Origin of the sequence: Schaalia sp. Marseille-Q2122, from assembly GCF_903645355.1 — a bacterium.
Taxonomy (GTDB): domain Bacteria; phylum Actinomycetota; class Actinomycetes; order Actinomycetales; family Actinomycetaceae; genus Pauljensenia.
Genome location: NZ_CAHJXR010000002.1, coordinates 219727 through 241988 on the forward strand (window position 1 = coordinate 219727; position 22262 = coordinate 241988).

The window sequence follows — 22262 nt, forward strand, 5'->3', positions numbered from 1 at the left end:
GCTCAGTGCGATATTGCAATTTCTTTACCTTATTGGATGTGGGAATCATTCTGCTTATCAAAAGTGCCCTTCCAGGGGTGCATGGAGGATGAGGACTTTCTTCCAAAAATCGGGCATGATTGACGTATGGCGCACTCTGATTCTCCGCTGCTCACCGTCATTGTCCCGGCATATAACTCCCAGGAATACCTGGATCGTTGCCTGCGTACCTTAGTTGGCTACGGAACTGATCTCGAGATCGTCGTCGTCAACGATGGCTCTCGCGATCGTACGGCGCAAATCGCTGACACTTGGGCCGCGAATCATCCGGGTATCGTCCGCGTCATTCACCAAGAAAACGCCGGTCACGGTGGCGCCCTCAATGCGGGTATTGCCGCTGCTCGGGGGGATTATCTCAAGGTTGTCGACTCAGATGACTGGGTGGATCGTGCAGCGATGCGGGAAGTTCTTGACGTCCTCGGCTCCTGTCGTGATAGTGCAGACACCCTGGATCTGCTGGTCACGAACTATGTCTACGAAAAGCAAGGGCGCTCCCGTAAGGCGGTTATTCGCTACCGCAACGTGCTGCCAACCGGCCGGACTCTCTCATGGGAGGAGATGCGCCGCTGCCGCTATGACCAGTATCTGATGATGCACGCACTGATTTTGCGTACTGAACTGGTCCGTGCCTCGGGGTTGGCCTTGCCCACGCACACGTTCTACGTTGACTACCTCTACTCCTTCATTCCTTTGCCCCTCGTGCAGACCCTGCGCTATCTGGATGTTGATCTCTACCGTTACTTCATTGGCCGTGACGACCAATCCGTCAATGAGAAGGTCATGATTGGCCGTATCGATCAGCTTCTTCGTGTCAATGGGGGAATGGTTGATGCGATGCCGCGTCAGGGCGAAGTGCCAGCACCGCTGTATCGCTATATGACGCACTATCTGCGCATTAATTTTGTGGTGTGCTCAGTGATGCTTTTGCGCTCGGGCACGCCTGAGCACCTTGAGCTGCGCGAGCGCCTGTGGGAGGAATTCGCAGCTGCAGACCCCGAATCCTGCGCTGCCGTTCGCGCTGATCTGCTCGGTACCCTCATTTCAGTTCCCGGTCGCGCTGGTCGCATCATGTCGACCATCGGGTACAAGGTGTCCCAAGCGCTGCTGGGCTACAACTAGGAGGGGTCGCCGTCCGCGTCTCCCTCGTTACTCCATGCTGCCGGGAAGGAGTGGCGAGTGCGAGGGCTCGATGACGCGACGTCGTGTCAGCCGATAAAGCTTGCGGGGTCGGGTCCTACGCGTACGCCGGTGTCCAGATCGTCCAGTGCCTGAAGGTCAGCGGGCGAGAGGGCGATCTCTGCTGCTGCAAGGTTTTCCCGGATACGCTCGGGGGTTACTGATTTGGGAAGGATGATGCGGTCACGTTGTAGGTGCCATGCGAGGATAACCTGAGCGGGTGTCGCCCCAATGCGCGATGCGATAGCAGTTACCTCTGGCATTTCCAGGTCAGCGCCTCGCCCGAGGGGACTCCATGCTTCAGTGGCAATACCCATTGCAGTATTTGTGGCGACAAGATCGTGCTGGGGCAATGTTGGGTGTACTTCGATTTGGTTCAGCACAGGAATCCGACCACCCATCGCTGCAAGTGCGGTGAGGTGCTCTTCCAGGAAATTTGAAACGCCAATTGAACGGGTGAGCCCATCATTGGCAGCCTCTTCAAGAACTTCCCAGGTTTCGCGATAGAGATTGCGTGAAGGGACAGGCCAATGAATGAGGTAGAGGTTGACGTAGTCGAGGCCGAGGCGTTCAAGTGACGCTTCGAGTGCGGGGCGGGTTGTGGCTGTGCCCTGATCTTCGTTCCACAACTTCGTGGTGATGTAGAGATCTTCGCGGGGCAGGCCGGTAGCGGTAATGGCTTGGGCGACGCCTTTTTCATTGCCATAGATTGATGCGGTGTCAATGTGGCGGTAGCCGGCTTCGAGCGCAAGCCCAACGGCGCGCTGCGTTTCTTCTTCGGGGATGAGGAATACGCCAAAGCCAATCTGAGGGATTTGTGTGCCGTCGTTGAGCGCAATCTGGTGTGGGGTCATCGTCAGCGTCCAATCGAAAAGGAGGGGAGGGGATGTTCCATTGTGCCCTGGGACGAGCGGCTGTGCTTGTCGAGAAGCGTGTTGTGGCGAGTAGCGTGAGAGATCGTGGGGAGGTGTGATCTCAGCAACTCCTTGGATCTATAGTGTGAAAGGTTTGCGTCTTATCCTTGGGATTCAGCATAATTGAGACTGAGAACGATTCCCATTAGCTAGAGAGATGGAAGATGCTCATCACTCAACGACGCAGCAAGCGTGCGTTTACCTCCGTCACGACGCTCCTGCTCGCCTTCGCGCTGACAGCAGTAGGCAGCCCCGTTGATGGCAGTGCCTATGCCGCTACCTCTGAAGAAGAGCCCCTGCAGATTCTTGACGACATTCCGGTAGATCTTTTCCACCTGAGCGCAGATGCTGAGGGAGCCCTGACCCTTCAGATGCGCACCCGAGATTCGGAAACACCACAGTTCTACGACCCTGCAAAGGCTGCCCTCAAGGTTCCTGACGTCAATGAGATTGATCCACACCCTCAAAACCCTGCCCACAAGGTTCCTGAGGCAGTTTATGACTCCGCTGAGGGATACCACGTTCGTCCGACCAAGAAATTTAAGTCTGGACTGCTCAATGGTTCTGCGATGACGTGGAACCTCGAAGGCATGCTGGCCCAGAAGTACACCAGCACCAGTATTAAAGTGACACTCGTCAAGGCTCCCGCCGACGCTCAGGTCTTCACCTTCGCTCGCAACGAAGCCGGGGAAGCCGTCTCTCTTGTCGAGGAGAGCGATAAAAACGCTGGCACCTTCCGCCTGCCCAATGATGCCAAGGGCGTGTGGCTCGGCGTCTCGAATAAGAAGAGCGTCGAGGCAGAGTGGATCTTCACCAAGCCGGGAATCTATAAGCTCGCAGTCTCGGCAATGGGGGAGACCGATGGAGGCTCCTTCTCACGTCGAGCTGAGAAAACCTACACGATTGCGGTCGGCGACGACACTGAAGTGACCGCAGACGATCTCATCTCTGATAACGACACTGCCGCCGCTGCGCCCTCGACCAACGGACACGGTGGTGGCACCACCCCTCCAACCGGGAGCAACGACACGACGCCACCCCAGGGAAATACCCACGGTCCGCAGCAGCCTGGCCAGACCCCACCGACTGCGCAAAACCCCGGAAATCCTGACGGCACGAACGCTGGACACGCAGGCCATACGGATGCCCCGCAGGGAAGTATTTCCACCCAGCAAGACCCTGTGACTCAACGGGCCATGCTCTACCGCACCCATGTCGATGCGGCACATATCAACTGGGACGCTGATAAAAACCGTCTCGCAGTAGGAGTCATTGATGGCTCAACCCTCCGCCCCGCAGAGGACGTGGTTGTTCGCCTAGGACCCGATGCTGACACCAATGGCCGCGAAGTCTCCCGCATCAAACTGCCTGCATCCAACGCTCTGTCCTTCTTAGGCAAGCCGGGCGAGATCGTGTGGAACGCACCCGCACAGTACTACCGTGGTTGGCGGCCCCTATGGGCAGGCTACGGTGCAGGCGACATGCCCGCACACATCGTTCCTGACTCCCTTGAACTCGAACTCGTGTCAGTTGATGGCCCGGGCTGGATGTCGGTATGGCGTTCAGGGGCGGGCTTCGTCCAAGAGGATCTCAATTCCTCCAACGATGATCGCCGTCGCGTTCGCATGACCGCAGGCGCACACGGACACTTCAACTGGAGTTTCTCAGAAGCAGGGCGTTACACCACCACATGGAAGGCCCACGCCCGTACCACCGAAGGTGGCGTCATCAGTTCACAAAACCACGATGTCATATGGCTCGTTGGCCCTGACAGCGCTGTTGGCCTACCTGAGAACACCACTCAGGCTGCTGCTATCTTCACGCCTGCTGAATCCTTTGACGTCGATCCTGCTCCGCAAGACCCCGGCTATTTTGAGGCCGCTCCTGTGGGAGAATCCGCTGAACGCCCCGAAAAGGGCAGCTACACCTGTGTCGCTAACGGACACCACGATATTGCTGCGCGCATGAGCGACAGCGGCAAGGTTCAACCCTTCTGGAAGGACACCGCAGTTACCGGCAAGACTGTCGAGCGTGCAAGCGGCACGATCGTCGTCCCCGTACCGGACTACGCGTCGCACCCCCTGAATGTTGACGGTCCCGGGGCAGCACTGAAAGCTCTTGCTCCCCAGGGAAGCACCGTGTGGACCTTGCCTGAACAACAAGATCCCAAGTTGGCCTGGATCGGTGTGAACACCGAGGCAATGCCCTACTCTAAGCTCTCGGGTGACGCCGTCCAGATGAGTTTTGGAAGCGTTGAAGGCCCAGGCCGCATGGTCCACTGGGAAGCCGATATTTTGAATGGCGCGCGAGTTCTGATGAACTCTAGTGTTGAGGGCGACAAGATCGTCCTGGCAGACCCCACTCACAAGCATCTGGCCACCTCCTTCACCAGCCCTGGCCTGTACCTTGCCGAATACACCATCCGCGCAAACTACGGCGCTCATTCCGGTTGGGTAGGTTCAACAGACTACGACTGGTTGAATGTCTACTACGCCGTTGGAAATGCTGAGATTGCCGCACTGTGTGGCGACAGCATCGTCATTCCCCCGACGTCGAATACCCCCAAGGAACCCGACACCCAGGTCCCTCCGACCTCGCCAAAGCCCGGAGAGCAACCGTCACGCCCCAATCCTCCGGCGGGCACGGATTCTCCAAAGGACAACGGCTCTCCGAAGGACACCGACTCGCCAAAGAATAACGATGCCCCCACAGGCAACGGCACTCCCAAGGACTCGGATGTTCCCAAGGACACGACCCCTGATACACACAACACTGCTCCTTCTGCCTGCTACCCCAAGGGTGTCACGACTGTCCTCGACTCTGGACACACCGACCTGTTCACCCTCATGGCCAACACTAACGGCGGCCTCGACCTAAAGGTCAAGGAAGATGTCACCGCACCGGGTACCATTCGTGATCCTCACACTGTGCTCATCAAGGTAAAAGAATCCGCTCAGCGTGACCTTCCAGCAGGTATTCCCGGCTCACCCCGTGGCTACTACCTTCCCCAGGGCGGAGACAAGGATCTCGTGTGGCCCGGATGGGATACACAGGGCATTGCAGCCGCAGGTTTAGCAAAAGCCTCCTTCGATGTTTCCTACACCGGCCCTGAAGGTGGACGCATCCATATGTTCATTACCAAGGGATTCGGAGGTAACGCTCTGGAATCACGCCTGACAACGGGCGGATATACCCTCGATCCTGCCGGATCAACCATCGTGCAGGACTACCCGGCTCACACTCACGTCAACTGGGTGTTCAGCAAGCCCGGCCGCTACACATTGACGGTCACCGGCCACGCCGCCCGCGAGGACGGTTCCCAGCGCATCTCGACTACCCCGCAGACTTACACCATTGATGTAGGAACCTTCGAATGTGGTGGTCCCCGCCTTGAACTCTCCTCCACGACGGTCAGCCAGGGCGGCACCCTCGAACTGGTTGCCTCAGGTCTGACTCCGAACGAAGAAGTCATCTTCGAGATCCACTCCGACCCGATCGTCCTCCCCGCTGTCCGCGCCGATGACAAGGGTGTAGCCCGCGCAACCTGGACGATCCCGGCGAACTTCCCCGCCGGTCACCACCACGCCATTGTGCGCGGACGCCCCGACCTGAAGATCGCCTTCCACGTTGGCCCCCAAAGCGCTGACAAGGATCGCAAGGACGGGTCACAAACGGGCGACCAGGGTGTTGACAAGAACGGCAAGGACTCCACCGGCAACACGGGTTCTGGGACGGGTGCCACGAACGGTGGCTCGACCATCCCCCAGGGTGGTACCGACAGTGCCAGCGGCTCTGGTGGCGCCAGCCGAGGTGGTGGCCGCAGCGGCGCAGGTGAGGTGTGTATCCCAACCGTCATCACCCGTGAAGCCGACGTCGAAGAAGTCAAGAAGCTTGAGGCCGCCTCACAGGGCGCATCCGCGGGTAAAGCGACGACCACGCTCACCTTCAATGTCGGCCCCGGTGCTTCGGGTAACGCCCGCGATGGTCACTTTGACCTGGGTCCCGTCATCGAAAACAACACGGTGTACGCCCGCGTGAAGGACGACCGCCAGCAGCCCGCCGTGTGGGTGGATCCGACCAGCCTGACCTTCGCCGTTGGCGATGAGGCAGCCCTGGATGCTCCTGAACAGTTGAAGTTCATTACCTCGGCAGGGTCGAAGGTGTGGATGATCCAGCAAACGCAGGTCAAGGACGTGCCCTGGCTGGGAATGAATTCTCAGCGCGAGGAGATCGTCAACCGCACCACCGGTGAGGTGACCTTCACCCTTGAATCCGTGGACGGTCCTGGCAAGGTCGCCGTCTTCGAGTCGGGCACCCTGGGCTCTGGTGTTGGGAAGATGGTGTTCAACGACGCTGGCTCCTCCTACACGCTTAGAGCCAACACCCACGCCCACCACAACTGGCTCTTCACTGCCCCCGGTACCTACACGATGACCATCTCCATGGAGGTGCAGTCAACCTCGGGTGAGCTCAAGGGATCCACTGGCACTACGGGCGGCCTGACCCTGACCGGCGAGACCGGCCCCAATGGACGCCCAATGGTGTCCGAAACCGTCGGCCGTACGAAGTCAGGTCAGCCCTGCTCCCTGGCACAAACCGGCGCTCAGACTGACATGGTGGGACCCTACGCCCTCCTGCTGGTTATCCTCGGCAGCGTGGCTGTCCTTGCTGCCCGTCGAGGCACTCGCCTGAACTGACCGGGTCCTCCAAGCGGTGCTGTGATCGCATTCTTGTGATGTGCTCACAGCACCGCTGAGGCCGTTCAGGCACCCGACGGGAACGCTTCCCCTATTTCCCATCATCACGCCGCCCCCTGCGGCAGAAGGTTATCCGTGACTCATCACTCACGTTCGTTCACTGCGATGTTGGCCTGTGCCAGCATCGCATTCAGTGCGTGTAGCGCCCAAGCCCTCCCCGCTGATGCCGACAATGAACTCCGAATCGTTACGACCACTGGCATCCTGGCCGATCTGGTGCGCAATGTTGCTGGCCCCGATGTTCACCTGTCGCAGATCGTCCCTGATGGCGCCGACCCGCACTCCTACGAACCAAGCTTGCGCTCCATCCGCGACATTGCCTACGCCGACCTGGCTTTTACGAACTACCTGCTCCTTGAGGAGCACGCCATTATCCGCACCCTGGATGCGAATCTGCCCCGCACGGCAGTGTCGGTGTCGATCGCGGAGGAAGCTGCCAAGGAAGGGGCAACCATTCTTCCCCTCGTGGAGGACCGCGCGCTCGACACCGCATGGCTCGGAATGCGCGTGGCCGGCAGGGGAGAGCGTTTCGGCGCGACACGCTCTTCCGAAGTCGACCTGAGCGCGACAGCGGTGGAAGGGCCGGGGGATGCCTCGTCCTACCTGACGACGACCTTCGGTGCGCCCGAGATTGCCTTCTCCTCCTCGGATGGTTTCTCGGAAGGCGATGGCTATGCCTCCGACACGATCTCCCTACCTGCGGACGCCCACACGCACATGAGCTGGGCTTTTACCAAGCCCGGCGTGTACCGCATCCACTTCCGTGGTGCCTTGCGCACCCACGAGGGCGCCCGCCCCATCCCCATTGAGGGGGCTACTGCGGTCTTCGCTGTCGGCGTGGACCCCTACGAGGTCGCCTCCGCAGAGCAGCGCCTTATTTTCGGGGCAGGCCACGGTGACCTCACCGTCGATATCGACGCCGGACGCCTGACACTCATGGTCGATCAGCCAGCCGACGGCGCGCCCTCACCCTTGGAGGGCGCGATGGCCACCGGTGCGACGGAGGTCCCCGGCCTGCTTGGCCTTGACCTCGATCAGGTCGTCATTGAGGTTCCCACGCGGACCCTGACAGAAGTGCCGGGCACGACGGGCTTCCGTTTCCTTGGCCAACCAGGTGATCCCCTCTATCTCCTGCCCCAGGCGGTCCTGGGCAAGCACGTTCACGGTGAAATCGACCCTCACCTGTGGCATGACGTGCACAATGCCGCCGCCTACGTGCGCGTCATCCGCGATCGTCTCATGGAGGTCGATCCCGAAGGAGCGGACGGCTACCGGCAACGCGCAGCTGACTACCTACGGACCCTTGAAAAGGTTGACGCCCGCGTGGAGGCGACCATTGCAACCATCCCCGAGGACTCTCGCCATCTCGTCACCACCCACGACGCCTACGCCTACCTGGCTAATGCTTACGGGCTGACGGTCGCGGGTTTTGTCGCCCCCAACCCTGCTGTTGAACCCTCCATCGCTGATCGTCGCAAGCTTGCCGCCACGATTGAGGACTTGAATATTGGCGCGGTCTTCTTGGAACCGCAGCTCGCTCAGCGTCGCTCAACCCTGACTACTGTCGCGGAAGAATCGGGCGTGCAGGTGTGTCCGCTCTATGGGGATACCTTCGACCAGGACGTTCACACCTACGCCGACATGATGATCGCCAACGCGAATTCTTTGGCCCGATGTTTGGGAGGCACTCCCTCGCCTTAACCCCTCATCTTCCCTGATGCCCCTATCGATTGTGTTGTACAGAAAGACCCCCCCGATGCGTTTTCTTCCTCGTTTGAGTGCCGCCGTAACGATCCTCGTTGCCAGCCTCGCTGTCGCTCCTGCGGCCCTCGCCGACGATGATCCGAACCTTGCCCAGTCCGTGTCCTCTGACGAGGCCCAGGCCACCGGCCAGCACGTCATTGAACGCGGCCACGTTGATGTTGGCCCCCGTGTTGTTGACGGCGAATGGATGGTCATGGCCCGCGATGACTCCGGCACAGCTCCGGTGTGGCGTGACCCGCAGGAGGTGGTGTTGCGCGTGGGCGATGCCTCCAAGCTCGCCGCCCCCACTGAAAGCGCCTACGCCTTCATGGAGGGAAAGGAAGGGCAGGAGTGGTACATCATCCCTCAAACGGAGAACCACGAGGTCGTCTGGCTGGGGTGGAACACTCAGGATCCGGAGGTGACGCGCCTGATTGAGCGCGGCGCGACGATGAGCATCGGCCCGGTGGAGGGGCCGGGACGCTCATGGATGTTCCTCCAGGATGGAACCTTTGGGGAGCCTCGCCTGCTGGTGGACGGGCAGAAGAAGGAAGCGCAGGACGTGTGGGTGGACGTCAATACGCATGTCCACGCCAACTGGGTGTTCACCGACCCCGGTGTGTACACAGCTGCCCTGCGCTTCTCGGCAAAGACCACGGACGGTCAGGAGGCCAGCGCCTCCACGACCCTGCGTTTCGCTGTGGGGGATGAGACGTCGGTTGACGAGGCCTTCGCCGCCGCTGAGGTGAGTGCACCGGCTGCCACCGTGGATGCCGGGCAGTCTGCAGCGGCTGATGAGCCTGCTAGCAGCGCACAGGCGGGGGGCGTTGAGACTGCGAGCTACCTGCCCCTGATTGTTCTTGCCATCGCAGCGGTGGCCGTCATTGGTGGGGCGTTGGCGATTATGCGCTCGCGTGTGAGCGCCCGCGAACGAGCCCTCGCTATGGCTGAGGTGGAGCAGCAGGAGGCCAAGAAGTGAGTGCCGCAGTAGTCCTTGAGACGGCGCCGCCAGTCCTTGCCCAGACGCCAGCACCCACGGCCCCCGCGCTGCAGGTTGAGGGCGTGCGGGTCGACCTCGGCGGTCGTGAGGTCCTCGCCGGCGTCACCCTGGATGTCCGCCACGGCGAATTTGCTGCCCTCATTGGCCCTAACGGTGCGGGCAAGACCACGCTGTTGCGTTCCATTCTTGGCCTTGTTCGCATGAAGGAGGGGGCGGTGAGCGTTAACGGTCAGCCCGTTGTGCCTCGTCGTATCGGATACGTCCCCCAGCGCCACGAGTTCGCCTGGGATTTCCCCCTGACCGTGCGTGAAGCCGTTGTCGCGGGCTTGGCTGGATCCTTGGGATGGGGTCGACGTCCGCGCCTTGAACACCAGCGCGCTGTGGAACAGGCCCTGCTCAAGACGAATATGCGCGACCTCTCCTCCCGGCCGGTGGGGGAGCTCTCGGGTGGCCAACGTCAGCGTGTTCTCGTTGCACGCGCACTCGCCTTGAACCCGGATGTGTTGCTCTTGGATGAGCCTTTCACCGGCTTGGATATGCCCACCCAGGAGATGCTCACCGACATGTTTTCCTCCCTGGCTCGCAATGGTCAGGCGGTGCTGATGACAACTCACGATCTCATCGGCGCTCTGGCGGACTGCGACCGCCTGCACCTGGTCAACCGCACGGTCATCGCATCAGGAACACCCGACGAGCTGCGCGACCCTCAGGTGTGGATTGAGACCTTCAAGGTCCGTCCCGATAATCCTTTGCTCACTGCCTTGGGGGTGGCCTGATGTTGTCACCGTGGGAATTCTTCATTGACCTGCTGAACCCGAATCTGGCGTTCCTGCCTCGCGCGCTCCTTATGGCTGTCATTAGCGCCCTTGTGTGCGGTGTGGTGGGCGCCCACGTGGTGCTGCGCGGCATGGCTTTCATTGGTGATGCTGTCGCTCACGCGGTCTTCCCAGGGTTGGCTGTGGCCTTCGTTCTTTCAGGCTCCCTGGTCCTTGGGGGCGCGATTGCGGGCATGAGCACCGCGATCCTTGTTGCCCTGTTGTCTCAGAATCGTCGCCTCAAGGAAGACTCCGTCATTGGAGTACTGTTTGTGGGTGCTTTCGCCTTGGGGATCGTCATTATTTCCCAGGCCCCCGGTTATGCGGGATCGCTGCAGGACTTCCTTTTCGGGTCGATTACCGGTGTTCCCGCCGAGGAGGTGCCGACTGCCCTCATTGGCGCTGCCCTGGTGATTGGCGTCGTTGCCTTCTTCCACAAGGAGATTGTTGCGGTCAGCTTGGATCGTGAGAGTGCCCGGGCTGCGGGCCTTCCCGTCATGGGATTGGACATCATCCTTTACGTGGCGGTGTCACTGGCGGTGGTGATTTCTGTGCAGACCATTGGCAATGTGTTGGTGTTGGCGCTGCTCATTACCCCTGCTGCGACGGCGCGTCTGCTGACGGATCGTCTGATCCCTATGATGGTGCTGGGTCCGGTCATTGGCGCGCTGGCGAGTCTTGTTGGCCTGTACCTGTCGTGGTCGATTGATCTGCCCACGGGCGGGACGATCGTGCTGGTGTTGACGGTGTTCTTTGCCCTGGCGTGGCTCTTTGCTCCGCGCCACGGCGTGTTCGCTCGCGCGCGCAAGCAGTCTCAGATCGAGGCTTAGCGTCGAGCAGCGATAGAGGTCGGGGCGGGTTGGTGGTAGTCCAACCCGCCCCGACCTCATGAAGCGCGTGGGCACACTGGGGTGGTGAGAGGTTTTCCCCCTGCTGCGCCTCAAGTCTTCGGCGCCTTCGTGGGCGCTTAGGACAGCGCTGCCGCCACAGCTAGACGCAGGGAGGACTGGAAGCGGGTCTCGCGCTCTTCAGCGGTCATATCCGAGGAGGAATCGAAGAGGTGGTCAGAGCAGGTGAGGACCGTCAGTGCCTCCTTCCCATGTTCAGCGGCCACACCGTAGAGGGCGGCGGCTTCCATCTCGACGCCCAGCACACCGTAGTCGGCGAGCTTTTGAGCCTGCCCTTCGGGGGCGAAGTAGAAGTGGTCGCGGGAGATGATCGTGCCCACGTGAACGGTGTCCTCCTCTGAGGCTGCGTCGACGGCGGCGCGGACCAGGTTGTACGAGGCCACCGCAGAGAAGTTCACGCCGGGAATGCGCAGCTGGTTCATCGAAGAGTCCGTGTGGGCGCCCATGGCGACAACGACGTCGCCAACCTTCACCTGGGGAGCGATACCACCGCAGGTGCCGACTCGAATAATGCGCTCAACGTCGAAGAAGCGGAACAGTTCGGTGGCGTAGATAGAGAAGGAGGGTTGACCCATGCCTGAGCCCATGACGGACAGGGGCTTGCCGTTGACCTCACCGGTATAGCCCAGCATGCCGCGAACGTCATTGACCAGTCGCGGTTCGTCGAAGAGTAGTTCGGCGATTCGCTGCGCGCGACGGGGATCGCCGGGCATGAGGACGGCGGGAGCGAAATCTCCCTTTTCAGCATTGATATGCGGGGTTGCCATGTTTTCTCCTGAAGTGATGAATAGCGCGCCTCGGGGGCGATAGAAAAAGAATCCTCTCCATTGTCTATGCAGGTGAGGGCGTTGTCCACGTCGGTGCGTACCAAAACGTGGTCACTTCAGCACAAGATTCAACAGCGAACTACCGTGAAATGAACACTATTGAGGAGTATTTATGAGTACTACAACTCCCACGGAGTATCGCCCTCGGCGGCGTGAAACATGGAGCGGACAGACCGCATTCTTGCTCGCAGCAATTGGCTCGGCTGTGGGCCTGGGAAATATCTGGCGTTTCCCCGGCGTTGCCTACGCTAATGGTGGCGGCGCCTTCCTGATTCCCTACCTGGTTGCCCTCGTCTGCGTCGGTATTCCCGTCCTGCTGCTTGATTACGCTCTTGGTCACAAGTTCCGTGGCTCACCGCCTGCGGCCTTGCGCCGCCTGACCCCTAAGGCGGAGTTCCTCGGGTGGTTCCAGGTGATGGTCTGCTTCGTCATCTTCACCTACTACGCGGTCGTCATCGCCTGGGCTGCTCGCTACGCGATCTACTCGGTGGACATGGCTTGGGGTGAGGATCCCAAGACCTTCTTCCTCGCTGACTTCCTGCAGGTCACCGAGGCAACGACCTACTCCACGACCCCGGTAGCCTCGGTGATGATTCCCCTCGTGCTGCTGTGGCTCTTCGTCCTCATTATCATGGCGCGCGGTCTGACCAGCGGTGTTGAGCTGGCGAATAAGATCTTCCTGCCGCTGCTTGTGGTTCTCTTCATCGCCATCGTTATCCGCGCGCTCTTCCTGCCTGGCGCGCTTGATGGCCTTAACGCTTTCTTCACTCCCACGTGGGATTCCTTGGCTGATCCGAAGGTCTGGCTCGCGGCTTTCGCGCAGATCTTCTACTCCCTGTCGGTGGCCTTTGGCATTATGCTGACTTACGCCTCCTACCTCAAGCCCAAGTCGAACCTCACGGGCACTGGCCTGGTCGCAGGCTTTGCCAACTCCTCCTTCGAAATCCTTGCGGGCATTGGCGTCTTCGCAGCCTTGGGCTTTATGGCCCACCAGCAGAGCGTCCCCGTTGCCGAACTGGAGGGCCTGACCGGCCCGATCCTCTCTTTCGTCACCTTCCCCCACATCATTTCGATGATGCCTGGCGGTCCGATCTTCGGTGTCCTTTTCTTCACCTCTTTGGTGCTCGCGGGCGTGACCTCGCTGCTGTCCCTGCTCCAGGTCGTTTCCGGCGGTCTGCAGGACAAGTTCGGCTACAGCCCGATCAAGGCCTCCTTCATTATGGGTATCCCCGCGATGCTCGTGTCCGTTGTTCTCTTCGGCACCCAGTCGGGTCTGAACGCTCTTGACGTTGTCGACAACTTCATCAACACCATCGGCGTTGTTGTCTGCGCGATCGCATTGACCGTGGTGTCGGCTGTGGCGGGTAAGCGCCTCAAGAGCTTGCGTGCCCACCTGAATAAGGTGTCCTCCATGCCGGTGCCGTTTATTTGGGACATCCTCGTTGGCCTTGTTGTTCCCGCTGTGCTGAGCTTCATGCTCATTACCGCTGTCATTGAGCTTTTGCAGGTGCCCTACGGTGGCTACGATCCGAGCTACATTGCGATCCTCGGATGGGGCTGCGTCATTTTGGCCCTCGTCGGTGCTGCGGTTCTGACCGCCTTGCCGTGGAAGAAGAACGCCTCTGAGAAGGAAGGAGTGCAGGCATGACCGCTCCTGCAATCGTCATGATGGTTGTCACCATCCTCCTCGTGTGGGGTGGCCTCGTCGCTTCGGTTGTCGCCCTTCGCGGTGTCAATATGCCCCAGCATGACGAGGACCATGCTCCGGCATCTGAGGAAGGTTCCTCCACGCCAGGCGCCTAACCATCACGCCATTCTGGCCGAGTACTCATAAGGCGGGGTGCCCACCACCAGTGGGCACCCCGCCTTGTGCTATTTACGCGCCAGCACCCTCGGAGAGGATGATGAATTCCTCGAAGCCGGTGAGCGCTGTCCGGCCCTGGTGACAAGGACGCTCAGGGCAGGCGCGTTGCCCAGAAGGCTACGGCGCTCGCTGCGGCGACATTGAGGGAATCCACGCCGCCCGCCATGGGGATGCGCACGACGACGTCGGCGCGGCTGATGGCCTGGCGGGTGAGGCCATCGCCCTCTGTGCCCAGCAGCAGAGCCACCTTCGAGTCGGGGGCTGTGCAGGCGGGGGAGGGGATGAAGTCGTCGAGAGAGACGGAGTCCTCGCTGAGGGCGAGTGCTGCCACGGTGAAACCCGCAGCGTGGAGTTCGTCAATGGCGGGCCATGCGGTAATGCGTGTCCAGGGCACTTGGAAGACTGTTCCCATGGAGACCCGAACGCTGCGCCGGTAGAAGGGGTCAGCGCAGCGGGGCGTGACGAGGACGGCGTCGACGCCGAGGGCGGCTGCGGAGCGGAAAGCGGCCCCCACGTTGGTGTGATCGACAAGGTTTTCCAAGATGGCAATGCGGCGCGCTCCCTGACCATCGCGCGCCCCTGCGAGGAGGTCGGGCACGCTGGCTAGTTCGGGGCGGTGCATGGCGGCCAGTGCGCCGCGGTGCAGATGGAAGCCGGTGATGGATTCGAGGATGTCCTCATCGGCGAGGAATACCGGGACTTCGCCGCCCTCTGGGCTGCCGGTAGCCTGCTCGATCCAGGGGGCCATGGCCTCGTACCACTTGGGCGCCATGAGGAAGGACCGCGGCCGGTGGCCGGCCTGGATGGCACGCATGATGACATTGGTGGATTCAGCCATGTACAGGCCGCGTTCGGGTTCGAGGGCGGAGCGCAATTTGACGTCGGTCATGGAGACGTAGTCGCTCAGGCGCGGGTCGTCGGTGGAGGTCAGGTGAATGAGCACCGCACTATTCTCCCACGAGTTATCCACAGGCACCGACCTCGAAATGAGTTATCCACAGTGGCCCTGCCGACCTTTTTGCCTACGGGTTTGTAGGGGCTTTGCTTGGAGTGTCCCCTTTGGCGGGGATCGGTCATCAGGCACTGCACACTATTGGGAGGAACTATGAGCGCCTGCGAAAAACTGCCGTCCATGTACGGGGTGGCTGGCTGGACCCTGGAGTTGGGGGTTCGTGATCTTCTGGCGGACTATCTCAGTGCGTTTGGAGATACGTCTTTTCATCGTTTTGCTGATATTCCTGCGGATCTTGTCGCTGAGCTCATCGCACGTGTGCCGACGGCAAATCTGGAGGACCGGCAGAATAGCGCACTGACCTTGGGTGTGCTGGCGGCTGCGGCTCTATCACGCCCTGAGCAGGTGTTACTTTCGGGCTACGTGGTGGGCCCGCCTCGCCATGATGAGCGTGTGAGCGTTGACGGGGTGACTATCCTTCGGACGCCTATTCGTGCGCTTGGCGGCTGGGGTGTCGAACCCGCAGGGGAGGAGCGGATGAGGATCTGGCGCGCCCTGGGGGAGTACCTGGGGTGGGAGGCGACGGAGGAGAATTGTCCTGATGAGATCATTCCGATCCTTGAAGCGAGCGTGATGGGAGAGGAGGGCGTCCACGAGTCACAGGGCTGGTGGGTGTGGTGGGACTAGAGCGGCTATCGTTGAACTATGAGTTTTCACGTCTACCCCTGGTTGTATCGTCATCTCATTCGCCTGACTGACCCGGAGCAGGCGCACCACACCGCGATTTCTGCCCTGTCAGTCGCGGGTTCTTTCGCTCCGTCGCGTGGTTTGCTGCGCGCCACGTGCGGGTATCTGCGCGGGGGTATTCCACCCTTGGCGCGCCGCACGCCCTACCGGTCGGTCACTATCGGTGAGCGCGTGCTCCCCGGTGTTCTGGGTTTGGCTGCGGGTATGGATAAGGATGCTCAGGCCGTGGAAGCGATGTGTGCGCTGGGCTTTGCCTTCGTTGAGATCGGTACGGTCACCCCTCGCCCACAGCCGGGTAATGAGGGGCCCCGCCTGTGGCGTTTGATCGAAGAAGAGGGCCTGCGTAACCGCATGGGCTTCAATAACGAGGGCGCTGCCGCTGCCGCCGAACGTTTGAAGGCACTGCGTTCCACTCCGGCGGGGCGCAGCCTCATTGTTGGCGCCAATATTGGCAAGAATAAGACGACCTCGGAGGCTGATGCTCCGCGCGACTACTACCTGTGTGCGAAGGAACTCGCCCCGTGGGTGGATTTTGTGGTTGTCAACGTGTCCTCGCCGAACACGCCGGGCCTTCGCGACCTGCAGGCGGTGGAGCACCTGCGCCCCATTCTCGAGGCCGCCCGCGCTGGCTGTGAGGATGCGGTGGAGCGTCGGATGCCACTGTTGGTGAAGATCGCACCGGATCTGAGCAATGAGGACATCGTGACGGTTGTGAAGCTCACGCAGGAGCTGGGCATGGAGGGTATCGTCGCCACGAATACGACGATCGCTCATGACTACGGCGAGGGTGGCGTCTCGGGCCGTCCGTTGTTTGAGCGCGCCCTGGAGGTGGTGGGCTTGGTCGCTGAGCACCTCGATGATGATCAGATCCTCATTGGAACGGGTGGTATTACCACGGTCGAGGATGCGCAGCGCATGTTGGACGCGGGCGCGGATCTCATTGAGGGGTTGAGTGCCTTTGTGTCGCAGGGTCCGACCTGGCCGGGGCACATGAATCGTGCGCTTGCCGGATACTGACTCGCCCTGAAGGGTGCAGTTGAGGACTGTGGCCCCCTCGATTCACTCGAGGGGGCCGCAGGTTTGTCTTTGACGATAGGGGCTTAGCGACGGGGAGCGGTTGAAGGGAATTCACCACGCTTGACCTGCGGGGCGGGCGTGCGCCAACGGCGGGCCATCACCATGCGGGAGTAGGTGTAGAACCAGGTGCCACGGGGGATCTCTTCATCGGGGTAGCGTGCTTCGATGCGGCGACGCAGGCGGCGCCACACGACGATGCCTTCAATGATTGAGAGGGCGAAGAGGGAGTAGAAGGTAATGCTCAGCGTCAAGGCGATCGTGCGGGAGATATCCTCACCGAGATTGGCGAAGGCGATGGCGGTGATACCCACTAAGAACAGCAGCATGACCGGCACAATAAACTCCGATGCCGACCAGCGGGCGTCAAGCCAGTCTCGCACGAAACGACGGACCTTACCGCGGTGGCTGGGCGGCAGGTAGCGCTCGTCACCGGTGAGCAGGGCTTCCTGCTCGCGGCGGTAGGCTTCGTTGCGCTTTTCCCGAGCGGCACGCTTGGCGGCCTTACGGTCGGCGGGAACAAGGGGACGCTGGTGGCGGGCTTCAGCCTCACGACGCTTCGGGGTGGGGCGGCCCTTCTTTTGGCCCTGTCGGGGGGTGGTGGCAGCCTGAGGGGTGTCCTCACTGCCGGTATGCCTCTTACTCATCACACACTTAGGGTAATAGATTCTGTGCTTTCAAGGGGTGTCGGCCCACGGAGCTGAGCTCTTCTTCACCGACAGTGAACACGCGTGTCCCTGCTGATGAAACTGCCGACCGATCGGTCCGCCTGTCGGGGAGCCTGGGGGAAGAGGGCGACTAATGGGAGTCTTCCACGGCTCTTTCCACCTTTGCCGCCTGCCGAGAGAGCTTGTGGGTGAGTGTCCCCAGTTCTTCGGTGACCGCAGTGACCCGTTCGACCTCGGCACGCAATTCCTCTGGGCTGAGGCTCTCAACATCACGGGCCTCGTAGTGAGGGGGCTCAATTTCTAACAGGGCACGCAGTTCATCGAGTCCTTCAGGGGCGTGCGCCGGGTCGGCCCCACTGCGCTCCTGGGCTGCGCGAAGAGCGAGCACCGCCTGGCCGGCCGCTAATGCGAGGTCCTCATCAGCGTTCTTATGCGTGGCGAGCGCCTCGTCATAGAGGGCACGCTCTGCTGCTGATGGCCCGCCTGCCTGAGGGAGGAAGTGCCAGACCAGAAGGGCAATGATGGCCACGCTTAACAGGACAACACTGAACTTGGGCCACCAGGGGGTGCTGGCTGGTGGTGTTGGCAGGCTCTCCGTCACAGGGTCTCCTCACGAGGATCTTCGGGCAGGAGCATCGCTGAAAGGATCCACGATGCTGCAGTATTCACTCATCCTAGGCGGAGAATACACGTTGCCTGGGAGGAGACGCCGAGGGTAGCTGAGGTGCGGTGTCAGAGGCATCACAGCAGCGACCCCATGAAGGGGAGTCGAAGAAGAGCCATCACGCACACTAGGGTGGATGCTATGACACACCAGACTCTGACCACTGACACCATCCGCGAGCGCGTCGAAGCGATCTTCCCCGCAATGCTTGAGGAGCTCACCAAACTCGTCGCAATTCCTTCCGTCTCTTCAGCGCCTGAGCATGCCGCTGACTTGCAGGCCAGCGCCGAGCATGTCCGTGATTGCTTTACTGCCCTCGGCCTGGAAGCCGGTATCTACTCGGTGACCACCCCTGAGGGCGTTGTCGGCAAGCCTGCCGTCGTTGCCCACACCCCGCGCATTGAGGGCGCAACAACTGTTCTGCTGTACGCTCACCATGACATTCAGCCCGTCGGTGATGTCAGCCGCTGGGCTTCTGACCCCTATACCGCTGAGGTTCGCGGTGATCGCATCTACGGGCGTGGCACTTCTGACGATGGTGCGGGCATTATCGTCCACTTGGGTGCTTTGACGACTGTGGCGCAGGATCTCGGCGTCAATGTCACCGTCTTTATTGAAGGTGAAGAAGAGCTGGGTTCTCCTTCTTTCGTGACCTTCCTGGAGACCTACCGCGACCAGCTGGAAGCCGAGGTCATCGTCGTGGCCGACTCGGATAACTGGAAGGTGGGCGAGCCTGCACTGACGTCGTCGCTGCGCGGTAACTGCGTGTGCACTGTGGATGTCACGATTGCCGACCACGCGGTGCACTCGGGGATGTTCGGTGGCCCGATTCTTGACTCGAATATCATCGCCTGTGAACTCATCGCCACCTTGCATGATGCTGCGGGCGATGTGGCGGTGGCTGGCCTGGGGGGGAACCCTCGTGCCGATGTGGATTGGCCAGAGGAAGAGTTCCGTCAGGCTGCGGGCGTCCTGGACTCCTACCAGCTGGCGGGCACCGCTGACCTGGCTGCTCGCATGTGGACGATGCCGTCAATCTCCGTCATTGGTTTTGATGCAACTCCTGTGGAGAAGGCCTCGAATACGATCAGCGCTCACACGCGTTTCCGCCTGTCGATGCGTACCGTGCCGGGTGTGGAACCGAAGGCGGCGATGGATGCCCTCGTCGCCCACTTGGAATCGCATGCACCCCGCGGCGCTCAGGTTGTTGTCACCCCCAATGAGTATGGCCCCGGCTACCAGGCTGATCTGGATTCTGAGGTGACGGCTTTGCTGCATGAGGTACTGACGGAGGCGTGGGGTGTGCCCTCGGTCAATATTGGTGTGGGCGGGTCGATCCCCTTCATTTCGGACTTCCAGCGCGTGTTCCCGTCGGCTCAGGTGGTGGTGACCGGCGTTGAGGATCCCATGACGAATGCCCACTCTGAGGATGAGTCCCAGTCGATCCCGGACTTGAAGGCAGCGATTGTCGCGGAGGCTTTGCTGCTGGCCCGCCTGGCCAAGTGAGCGGATGAGCGCGAAGCAGAAGAGCTGGCAATGAAGGTTGTCCTGTGTGGACAGTGGCAGACCTGTGCGGGGGCGGCGTTGATCGCTGCTCCCGCACAGGGGTGTGATTCTCCCTCTGATCGTGAAGCCTTAGAGGCCGTGGCTCGTGGCATTGTCCAGACGCTGCCTGACGCCCGCGTAGAGTGCCTGCCTTTTGGGCCCGGTGAGGCCTTTGTTGAGGCCTGCGAGCAGGCGGGCGGGCCTGAGGCCGCCTTCACTGTTCCTTTTGACTGTGAGGATGCGCGCTCCTTGGGTGCTGCTGTGCGTGATCTCGCTGGACGAGGCCGCCGCAGTGTCATCGAGGCCGGTCACGTGGCCTCTGTCGACCTGTGGTTGTCTTTCCTCGCGGGCCTGGCAGGCCTGTCACCCACCGAAGGTGAGGCGGAGCTCTCTCTTCCTCGTCTGCGGGAGGGCGTGGGTGGCCTCGTCAAGCGGTGCCGACAGGAGTTGGGGGAGTATGCTCCGATTCTGGCGGCGACGACCCTGCGGCCCTTCACGGGGATGGCGTCGATGCTGGCTGTGAATCCTGACCTGACTTCTCGGGAGGATCTTGATGTGGCGATCGTGGGGGAGTGGGTGGCTGCTCTCGACGCTGCCGATGCCCGCGCGCGCACCTCTGTGCCCTTGGCTGCCGGGGCGCCTCCTCGGGTGAGTACGCTTCCTGGTGGGGGTGCTGGCGGTGGTATTGGTGCGGTCATTGCTGCCGTGGGTGGGCAGATCGTGGATGCGGGGGACTACCTGCGTGACACTGCTGGATTAGCGCAGATGCTGGAGGATGCCGATATGTGCGTCATCCTTGAGCCTTACCTTCACGGTCCGCTGCTGGCGGAGAGCTATGTGCCGACGCTGACGGGGGCGTGTGCTGATTATGCGTTGCCGACCCTTGCTGTGGGGGTGGATTCGTCCCTGTCGCGCCATGAGGTTGCCCAGTGGGGTTTGCATGGTGTGATGCTGGGTGCCGATAGTGTGGATGCGTGTGAAAACCTGGGGGTCCGGGTGGCTCACACCTGGTTGCGTAGGATGAAACGCTCGATATAAAACTGCTCTCATTTCTGGGGAAAGTGGCAGGTTTGATATGCCATATCCTTCAAAAGACACGTAGGCTGGTCCTACATCATTGATTCCGAATGAGGAGAAACATGTCCGAGAATACGTCGGAACTGAGCACCCACGAGGTCTTGCTGACCGATGTGGCTGCCGCCAAGGTCAAGAGCCTGCTGGAGCAGGAGGGCCGTGACGATCTGCGCCTGCGCGTTTCCGTCCAGCCCGGTGGCTGCTCGGGCCTGATCTACCAGCTGTACTTTGATGACCGCCTGCTTGAGGGTGACGCCGTCCGTGACTTTGATGGCGTTGAGGTTGTCGTTGACCGCATGAGCGCCCCCTACCTTGCTGGCGCTTCGATCGACTTCGCTGACTCCATCGAGCGCCAGGGGTTCACCATTGATAACCCCAATGCGAAGAACACCTGCGCCTGCGGCGAGTCCTTCCACTGAGCGGCCCCTCCACCGATGATGAAGAAGACTTTGAGCTGGGCGGCACTGGCTGTGCTCGCCACTTTCTCCTTGGCTGCCTGTTCGAGCAACCTGCCTCAGTCGGGTGCTACTGAACAGTCAGGGACCACGCAGTCCGCACCGAGTGATGCTGCGCCGACCGTTGATCGCTCCGGTGAGGGGAACTTCCCGGCAGTGACCGGAGGCTTTGGTGAAAAGCCGACGATTTCGGCTGGCGAGGGCGAGGCCCCTGCCGTCGTTTCCGCTAAGACCCTCGTTGAGGGGGATGGCAAGGTTGTGGGCGAGAATGACTTCGTGCTCGTCAACTACGCCGGTGTCCTGTGGGATGGTACGCCCTTTGATTCCTCTTTTGAGCGTGGTGAGCCGATTGCCTTCTCGCTCAACGGCGTGATCCCTGGGTGGAAGTACGGTCTGGCTGAGCAGAAGGTCGGTGACCGCGTTGAGCTGGTCATCCCCGCGCAGTGGGGCTATGGCGAGCAGGGCACGCAGAACATTCCTGGTGGTTCCACACTGGTGTTCGTTGTGGACATTCTCCAAAGCGTTGATCCCGTTGATAATTCTGCGGTGAAGGACGCAAAGCCTGTTGATGCTCAGCTGCCTGCCGGAGTGACCGTTGAGGGTGCACTCGGCGAGGAACCGACTGTGACCTACGCGAAGGCTGATACGCCTGCTGCTGAAGGTTTCACCGTCCTGGCGGAGGGTAAGGGCGCGGCCATTACCGACAAGGACTACGTCGTGTACCAGGTGAAGGGTGCTTTGCAGGGTTCGGATACCCCGCCTCCTGCTACCTGGGAGCAAGCGCAGATCCTCCAGCCCGGGGCTGCCCCGCTGGCAGGTAAGACCGTGGGTTCTCGCCTGCTGTACATCAACCCAGGGAACGAGCAGCAGCTCGCCTCGGCAGCAGTTATCGATGTCCTTGCTGTCATGAGCCTGCCTTGATGTATTCGCCGCACTCCTGAGGAGTGGGGGATGCTGAGTGTCTCAAGCGGGCGAGTCCTGAGGTCAGGATTTGCCCGCTTGGGGCGTACAATGGGCATGTTCATTGAGCGGGCGTACTG

General features: G+C 61.0%; 19 protein-coding genes. 14 read left to right on the forward strand and 5 right to left on the reverse strand.

What is annotated here, in order from left to right; translation table 11 throughout:
- Positions 1–126: 126 nt before the first annotated feature.
- Complete coding sequence (locus HWX48_RS01960) at positions 127–1158, forward strand: glycosyltransferase (protein ID WP_175954109.1); 1032 nt, start codon at positions 127–129, stop codon at positions 1156–1158.
- Positions 1159–1244: 86 nt separating this feature from the next.
- Here the strand turns inward: HWX48_RS01960 and HWX48_RS01965 are convergent, their stop codons facing one another.
- On the reverse strand, positions 1245–2069 hold the full coding sequence (locus tag HWX48_RS01965) for an aldo/keto reductase (RefSeq protein ID WP_175954111.1): 825 nt from the start codon (positions 2067–2069) through the stop codon (positions 1245–1247).
- Positions 2070–2293: 224 nt separating this feature from the next.
- Between HWX48_RS01965 and HWX48_RS01970 the strand changes: the two genes are divergently transcribed.
- The 5 genes from HWX48_RS01970 (at position 2294) to HWX48_RS01990 (ending at position 11274) form a co-directional block, all read left to right on the forward strand.
- Positions 2294–6826 carry a TIGR03773 family transporter-associated surface protein gene (locus HWX48_RS01970; protein WP_175954113.1) on the forward strand — a complete coding sequence of 1511 codons (4533 nt, stop codon included), beginning with the start codon at positions 2294–2296 and terminating at the stop codon, positions 6824–6826.
- 135 nt (positions 6827–6961) lie between these two features.
- The gene (locus tag HWX48_RS01975; protein ID WP_254872914.1) at positions 6962–8587 is read left to right on the forward strand and encodes an anchored repeat ABC transporter, substrate-binding protein; all 1626 of its coding nucleotides are present in this window, start codon (positions 6962–6964) and stop codon (positions 8585–8587) included.
- A gap of 55 nt (positions 8588–8642) precedes the next feature.
- Positions 8643–9608: a choice-of-anchor M domain-containing protein gene (locus tag HWX48_RS01980; RefSeq protein ID WP_175954115.1), complete on the forward strand. Its 966-nt coding sequence runs from the start codon at positions 8643–8645 to the stop codon at positions 9606–9608.
- A 68-nt stretch (positions 9609–9676) separates the two neighbouring features.
- Entirely contained in the window at positions 9677–10405 is a 729-nt protein-coding gene (locus HWX48_RS01985; RefSeq protein ID WP_175954361.1) for an anchored repeat-type ABC transporter ATP-binding subunit, read from the forward strand.
- Positions 10405–11274 (forward strand): anchored repeat-type ABC transporter permease subunit, encoded by an 870-nt coding sequence (locus tag HWX48_RS01990; RefSeq protein WP_175954117.1) that lies wholly within the window; start codon positions 10405–10407, stop codon positions 11272–11274. Before HWX48_RS01985 ends, HWX48_RS01990 begins: the two co-directional genes overlap by 1 nt.
- Positions 11275–11411: 137 nt before the next feature.
- On the opposite strand, the gene deoD is transcribed toward HWX48_RS01990, so the two are convergent.
- Complete coding sequence (deoD, locus tag HWX48_RS01995) at positions 11412–12119, reverse strand: purine-nucleoside phosphorylase (RefSeq protein WP_175954119.1); 708 nt, start codon at positions 12117–12119, stop codon at positions 11412–11414.
- Between the two features lie 172 nt (positions 12120–12291).
- Between deoD and HWX48_RS02000 the strand changes: the two genes are divergently transcribed.
- Together HWX48_RS02000 and HWX48_RS02005 are read left to right on the forward strand one after the other, a co-directional pair.
- Positions 12292–13827: a sodium-dependent transporter gene (locus tag HWX48_RS02000; protein WP_175954121.1), complete on the forward strand. Its 1536-nt coding sequence runs from the start codon at positions 12292–12294 to the stop codon at positions 13825–13827.
- Positions 13824–13982, forward strand: coding sequence for a methionine/alanine import family NSS transporter small subunit (locus HWX48_RS02005; RefSeq protein WP_175954123.1), 159 nt, complete (start codon positions 13824–13826; stop codon positions 13980–13982). The genes HWX48_RS02000 and HWX48_RS02005 overlap by 4 nt, the downstream gene beginning before the upstream one ends.
- 152 nt (positions 13983–14134) lie before the next feature.
- Here the strand turns inward: HWX48_RS02005 and HWX48_RS02010 are convergent, their stop codons facing one another.
- Positions 14135–14932 carry an RNA methyltransferase gene (locus tag HWX48_RS02010; RefSeq protein WP_175954363.1) on the reverse strand — a complete coding sequence of 266 codons (798 nt, stop codon included), beginning with the start codon at positions 14930–14932 and terminating at the stop codon, positions 14135–14137.
- 216 nt (positions 14933–15148) lie between these two features.
- Between HWX48_RS02010 and HWX48_RS02015 the strand changes: the two genes are divergently transcribed.
- On the forward strand, positions 15149–15682 hold the full coding sequence (locus HWX48_RS02015) for a hypothetical protein (RefSeq protein ID WP_175954125.1): 534 nt from the start codon (positions 15149–15151) through the stop codon (positions 15680–15682).
- 18 nt (positions 15683–15700) lie between these two features.
- Complete coding sequence (locus tag HWX48_RS02020) at positions 15701–16759, forward strand: quinone-dependent dihydroorotate dehydrogenase (protein ID WP_175954127.1); 1059 nt, start codon at positions 15701–15703, stop codon at positions 16757–16759.
- A gap of 83 nt (positions 16760–16842) precedes the next feature.
- Here the strand turns inward: HWX48_RS02020 and HWX48_RS02025 are convergent, their stop codons facing one another.
- On the reverse strand, positions 16843–17463 hold the full coding sequence (locus tag HWX48_RS02025) for a DUF3043 domain-containing protein (RefSeq protein WP_175954129.1): 621 nt from the start codon (positions 17461–17463) through the stop codon (positions 16843–16845).
- Between the two features lie 151 nt (positions 17464–17614).
- Positions 17615–18085 (reverse strand): hypothetical protein, encoded by a 471-nt coding sequence (locus HWX48_RS02030; protein WP_175954131.1) that lies wholly within the window; start codon positions 18083–18085, stop codon positions 17615–17617.
- A 204-nt stretch (positions 18086–18289) separates the two neighbouring features.
- Here HWX48_RS02030 and HWX48_RS02035 point away from each other — a divergent pair, with 204 nt between their 5' ends.
- The 4 genes from HWX48_RS02035 (at position 18290) to HWX48_RS02050 (ending at position 22143) form a co-directional block, all read left to right on the forward strand.
- Positions 18290–19654 carry a M20/M25/M40 family metallo-hydrolase gene (locus HWX48_RS02035; RefSeq protein WP_175954132.1) on the forward strand — a complete coding sequence of 455 codons (1365 nt, stop codon included), beginning with the start codon at positions 18290–18292 and terminating at the stop codon, positions 19652–19654.
- Between the two features lie 30 nt (positions 19655–19684).
- A complete protein-coding gene (locus HWX48_RS02040) occupies positions 19685–20731 on the forward strand; it encodes a glycerate kinase (protein WP_175954134.1) in 1047 nt (348 codons plus the stop codon).
- 101 nt (positions 20732–20832) lie between these two features.
- The gene (erpA, locus tag HWX48_RS02045) at positions 20833–21186 is read left to right on the forward strand and encodes an iron-sulfur cluster insertion protein ErpA (protein ID WP_175954136.1); all 354 of its coding nucleotides are present in this window, start codon (positions 20833–20835) and stop codon (positions 21184–21186) included.
- A 15-nt stretch (positions 21187–21201) separates the two neighbouring features.
- On the forward strand, positions 21202–22143 hold the full coding sequence (locus HWX48_RS02050; protein WP_175954138.1) for an FKBP-type peptidyl-prolyl cis-trans isomerase: 942 nt from the start codon (positions 21202–21204) through the stop codon (positions 22141–22143).
- Positions 22144–22262 lie beyond the last annotated feature (119 nt).

Coding starts and splice junctions, on each gene's coding strand:
- HWX48_RS01960 (WP_175954109.1), top strand. CDS start 127: ATGGCGCACTCTGATTCTCCGCTGCTCACCGTCATTGTCCCGGCATAT.
- HWX48_RS01965 (WP_175954111.1), bottom strand. CDS start 2,069: ATGACCCCACACCAGATTGCGCTCAACGACGGCACACAAATCCCTCAG.
- HWX48_RS01970 (WP_175954113.1), top strand. CDS start 2,294: ATGCTCATCACTCAACGACGCAGCAAGCGTGCGTTTACCTCCGTCACG.
- HWX48_RS01980 (WP_175954115.1), top strand. CDS start 8,643: ATGCGTTTTCTTCCTCGTTTGAGTGCCGCCGTAACGATCCTCGTTGCC.
- HWX48_RS01990 (WP_175954117.1), top strand. CDS start 10,405: ATGTTGTCACCGTGGGAATTCTTCATTGACCTGCTGAACCCGAATCTG.
- deoD (WP_175954119.1), bottom strand. CDS start 12,119: ATGGCAACCCCGCATATCAATGCTGAAAAGGGAGATTTCGCTCCCGCC.
- HWX48_RS02000 (WP_175954121.1), top strand. CDS start 12,292: ATGAGTACTACAACTCCCACGGAGTATCGCCCTCGGCGGCGTGAAACA.
- HWX48_RS02005 (WP_175954123.1), top strand. CDS start 13,824: ATGACCGCTCCTGCAATCGTCATGATGGTTGTCACCATCCTCCTCGTG.
- HWX48_RS02010 (WP_175954363.1), bottom strand. CDS start 14,932: ATGACCGACGTCAAATTGCGCTCCGCCCTCGAACCCGAACGCGGCCTG.
- HWX48_RS02015 (WP_175954125.1), top strand. CDS start 15,149: ATGAGCGCCTGCGAAAAACTGCCGTCCATGTACGGGGTGGCTGGCTGG.
- HWX48_RS02020 (WP_175954127.1), top strand. CDS start 15,701: ATGAGTTTTCACGTCTACCCCTGGTTGTATCGTCATCTCATTCGCCTG.
- HWX48_RS02025 (WP_175954129.1), bottom strand. CDS start 17,463: ATGAGTAAGAGGCATACCGGCAGTGAGGACACCCCTCAGGCTGCCACC.
- HWX48_RS02035 (WP_175954132.1), top strand. CDS start 18,290: ATGACACACCAGACTCTGACCACTGACACCATCCGCGAGCGCGTCGAA.
- HWX48_RS02040 (WP_175954134.1), top strand. CDS start 19,685: ATGAAGGTTGTCCTGTGTGGACAGTGGCAGACCTGTGCGGGGGCGGCG.
- erpA (WP_175954136.1), top strand. CDS start 20,833: ATGTCCGAGAATACGTCGGAACTGAGCACCCACGAGGTCTTGCTGACC.
- HWX48_RS02050 (WP_175954138.1), top strand. CDS start 21,202: ATGATGAAGAAGACTTTGAGCTGGGCGGCACTGGCTGTGCTCGCCACT.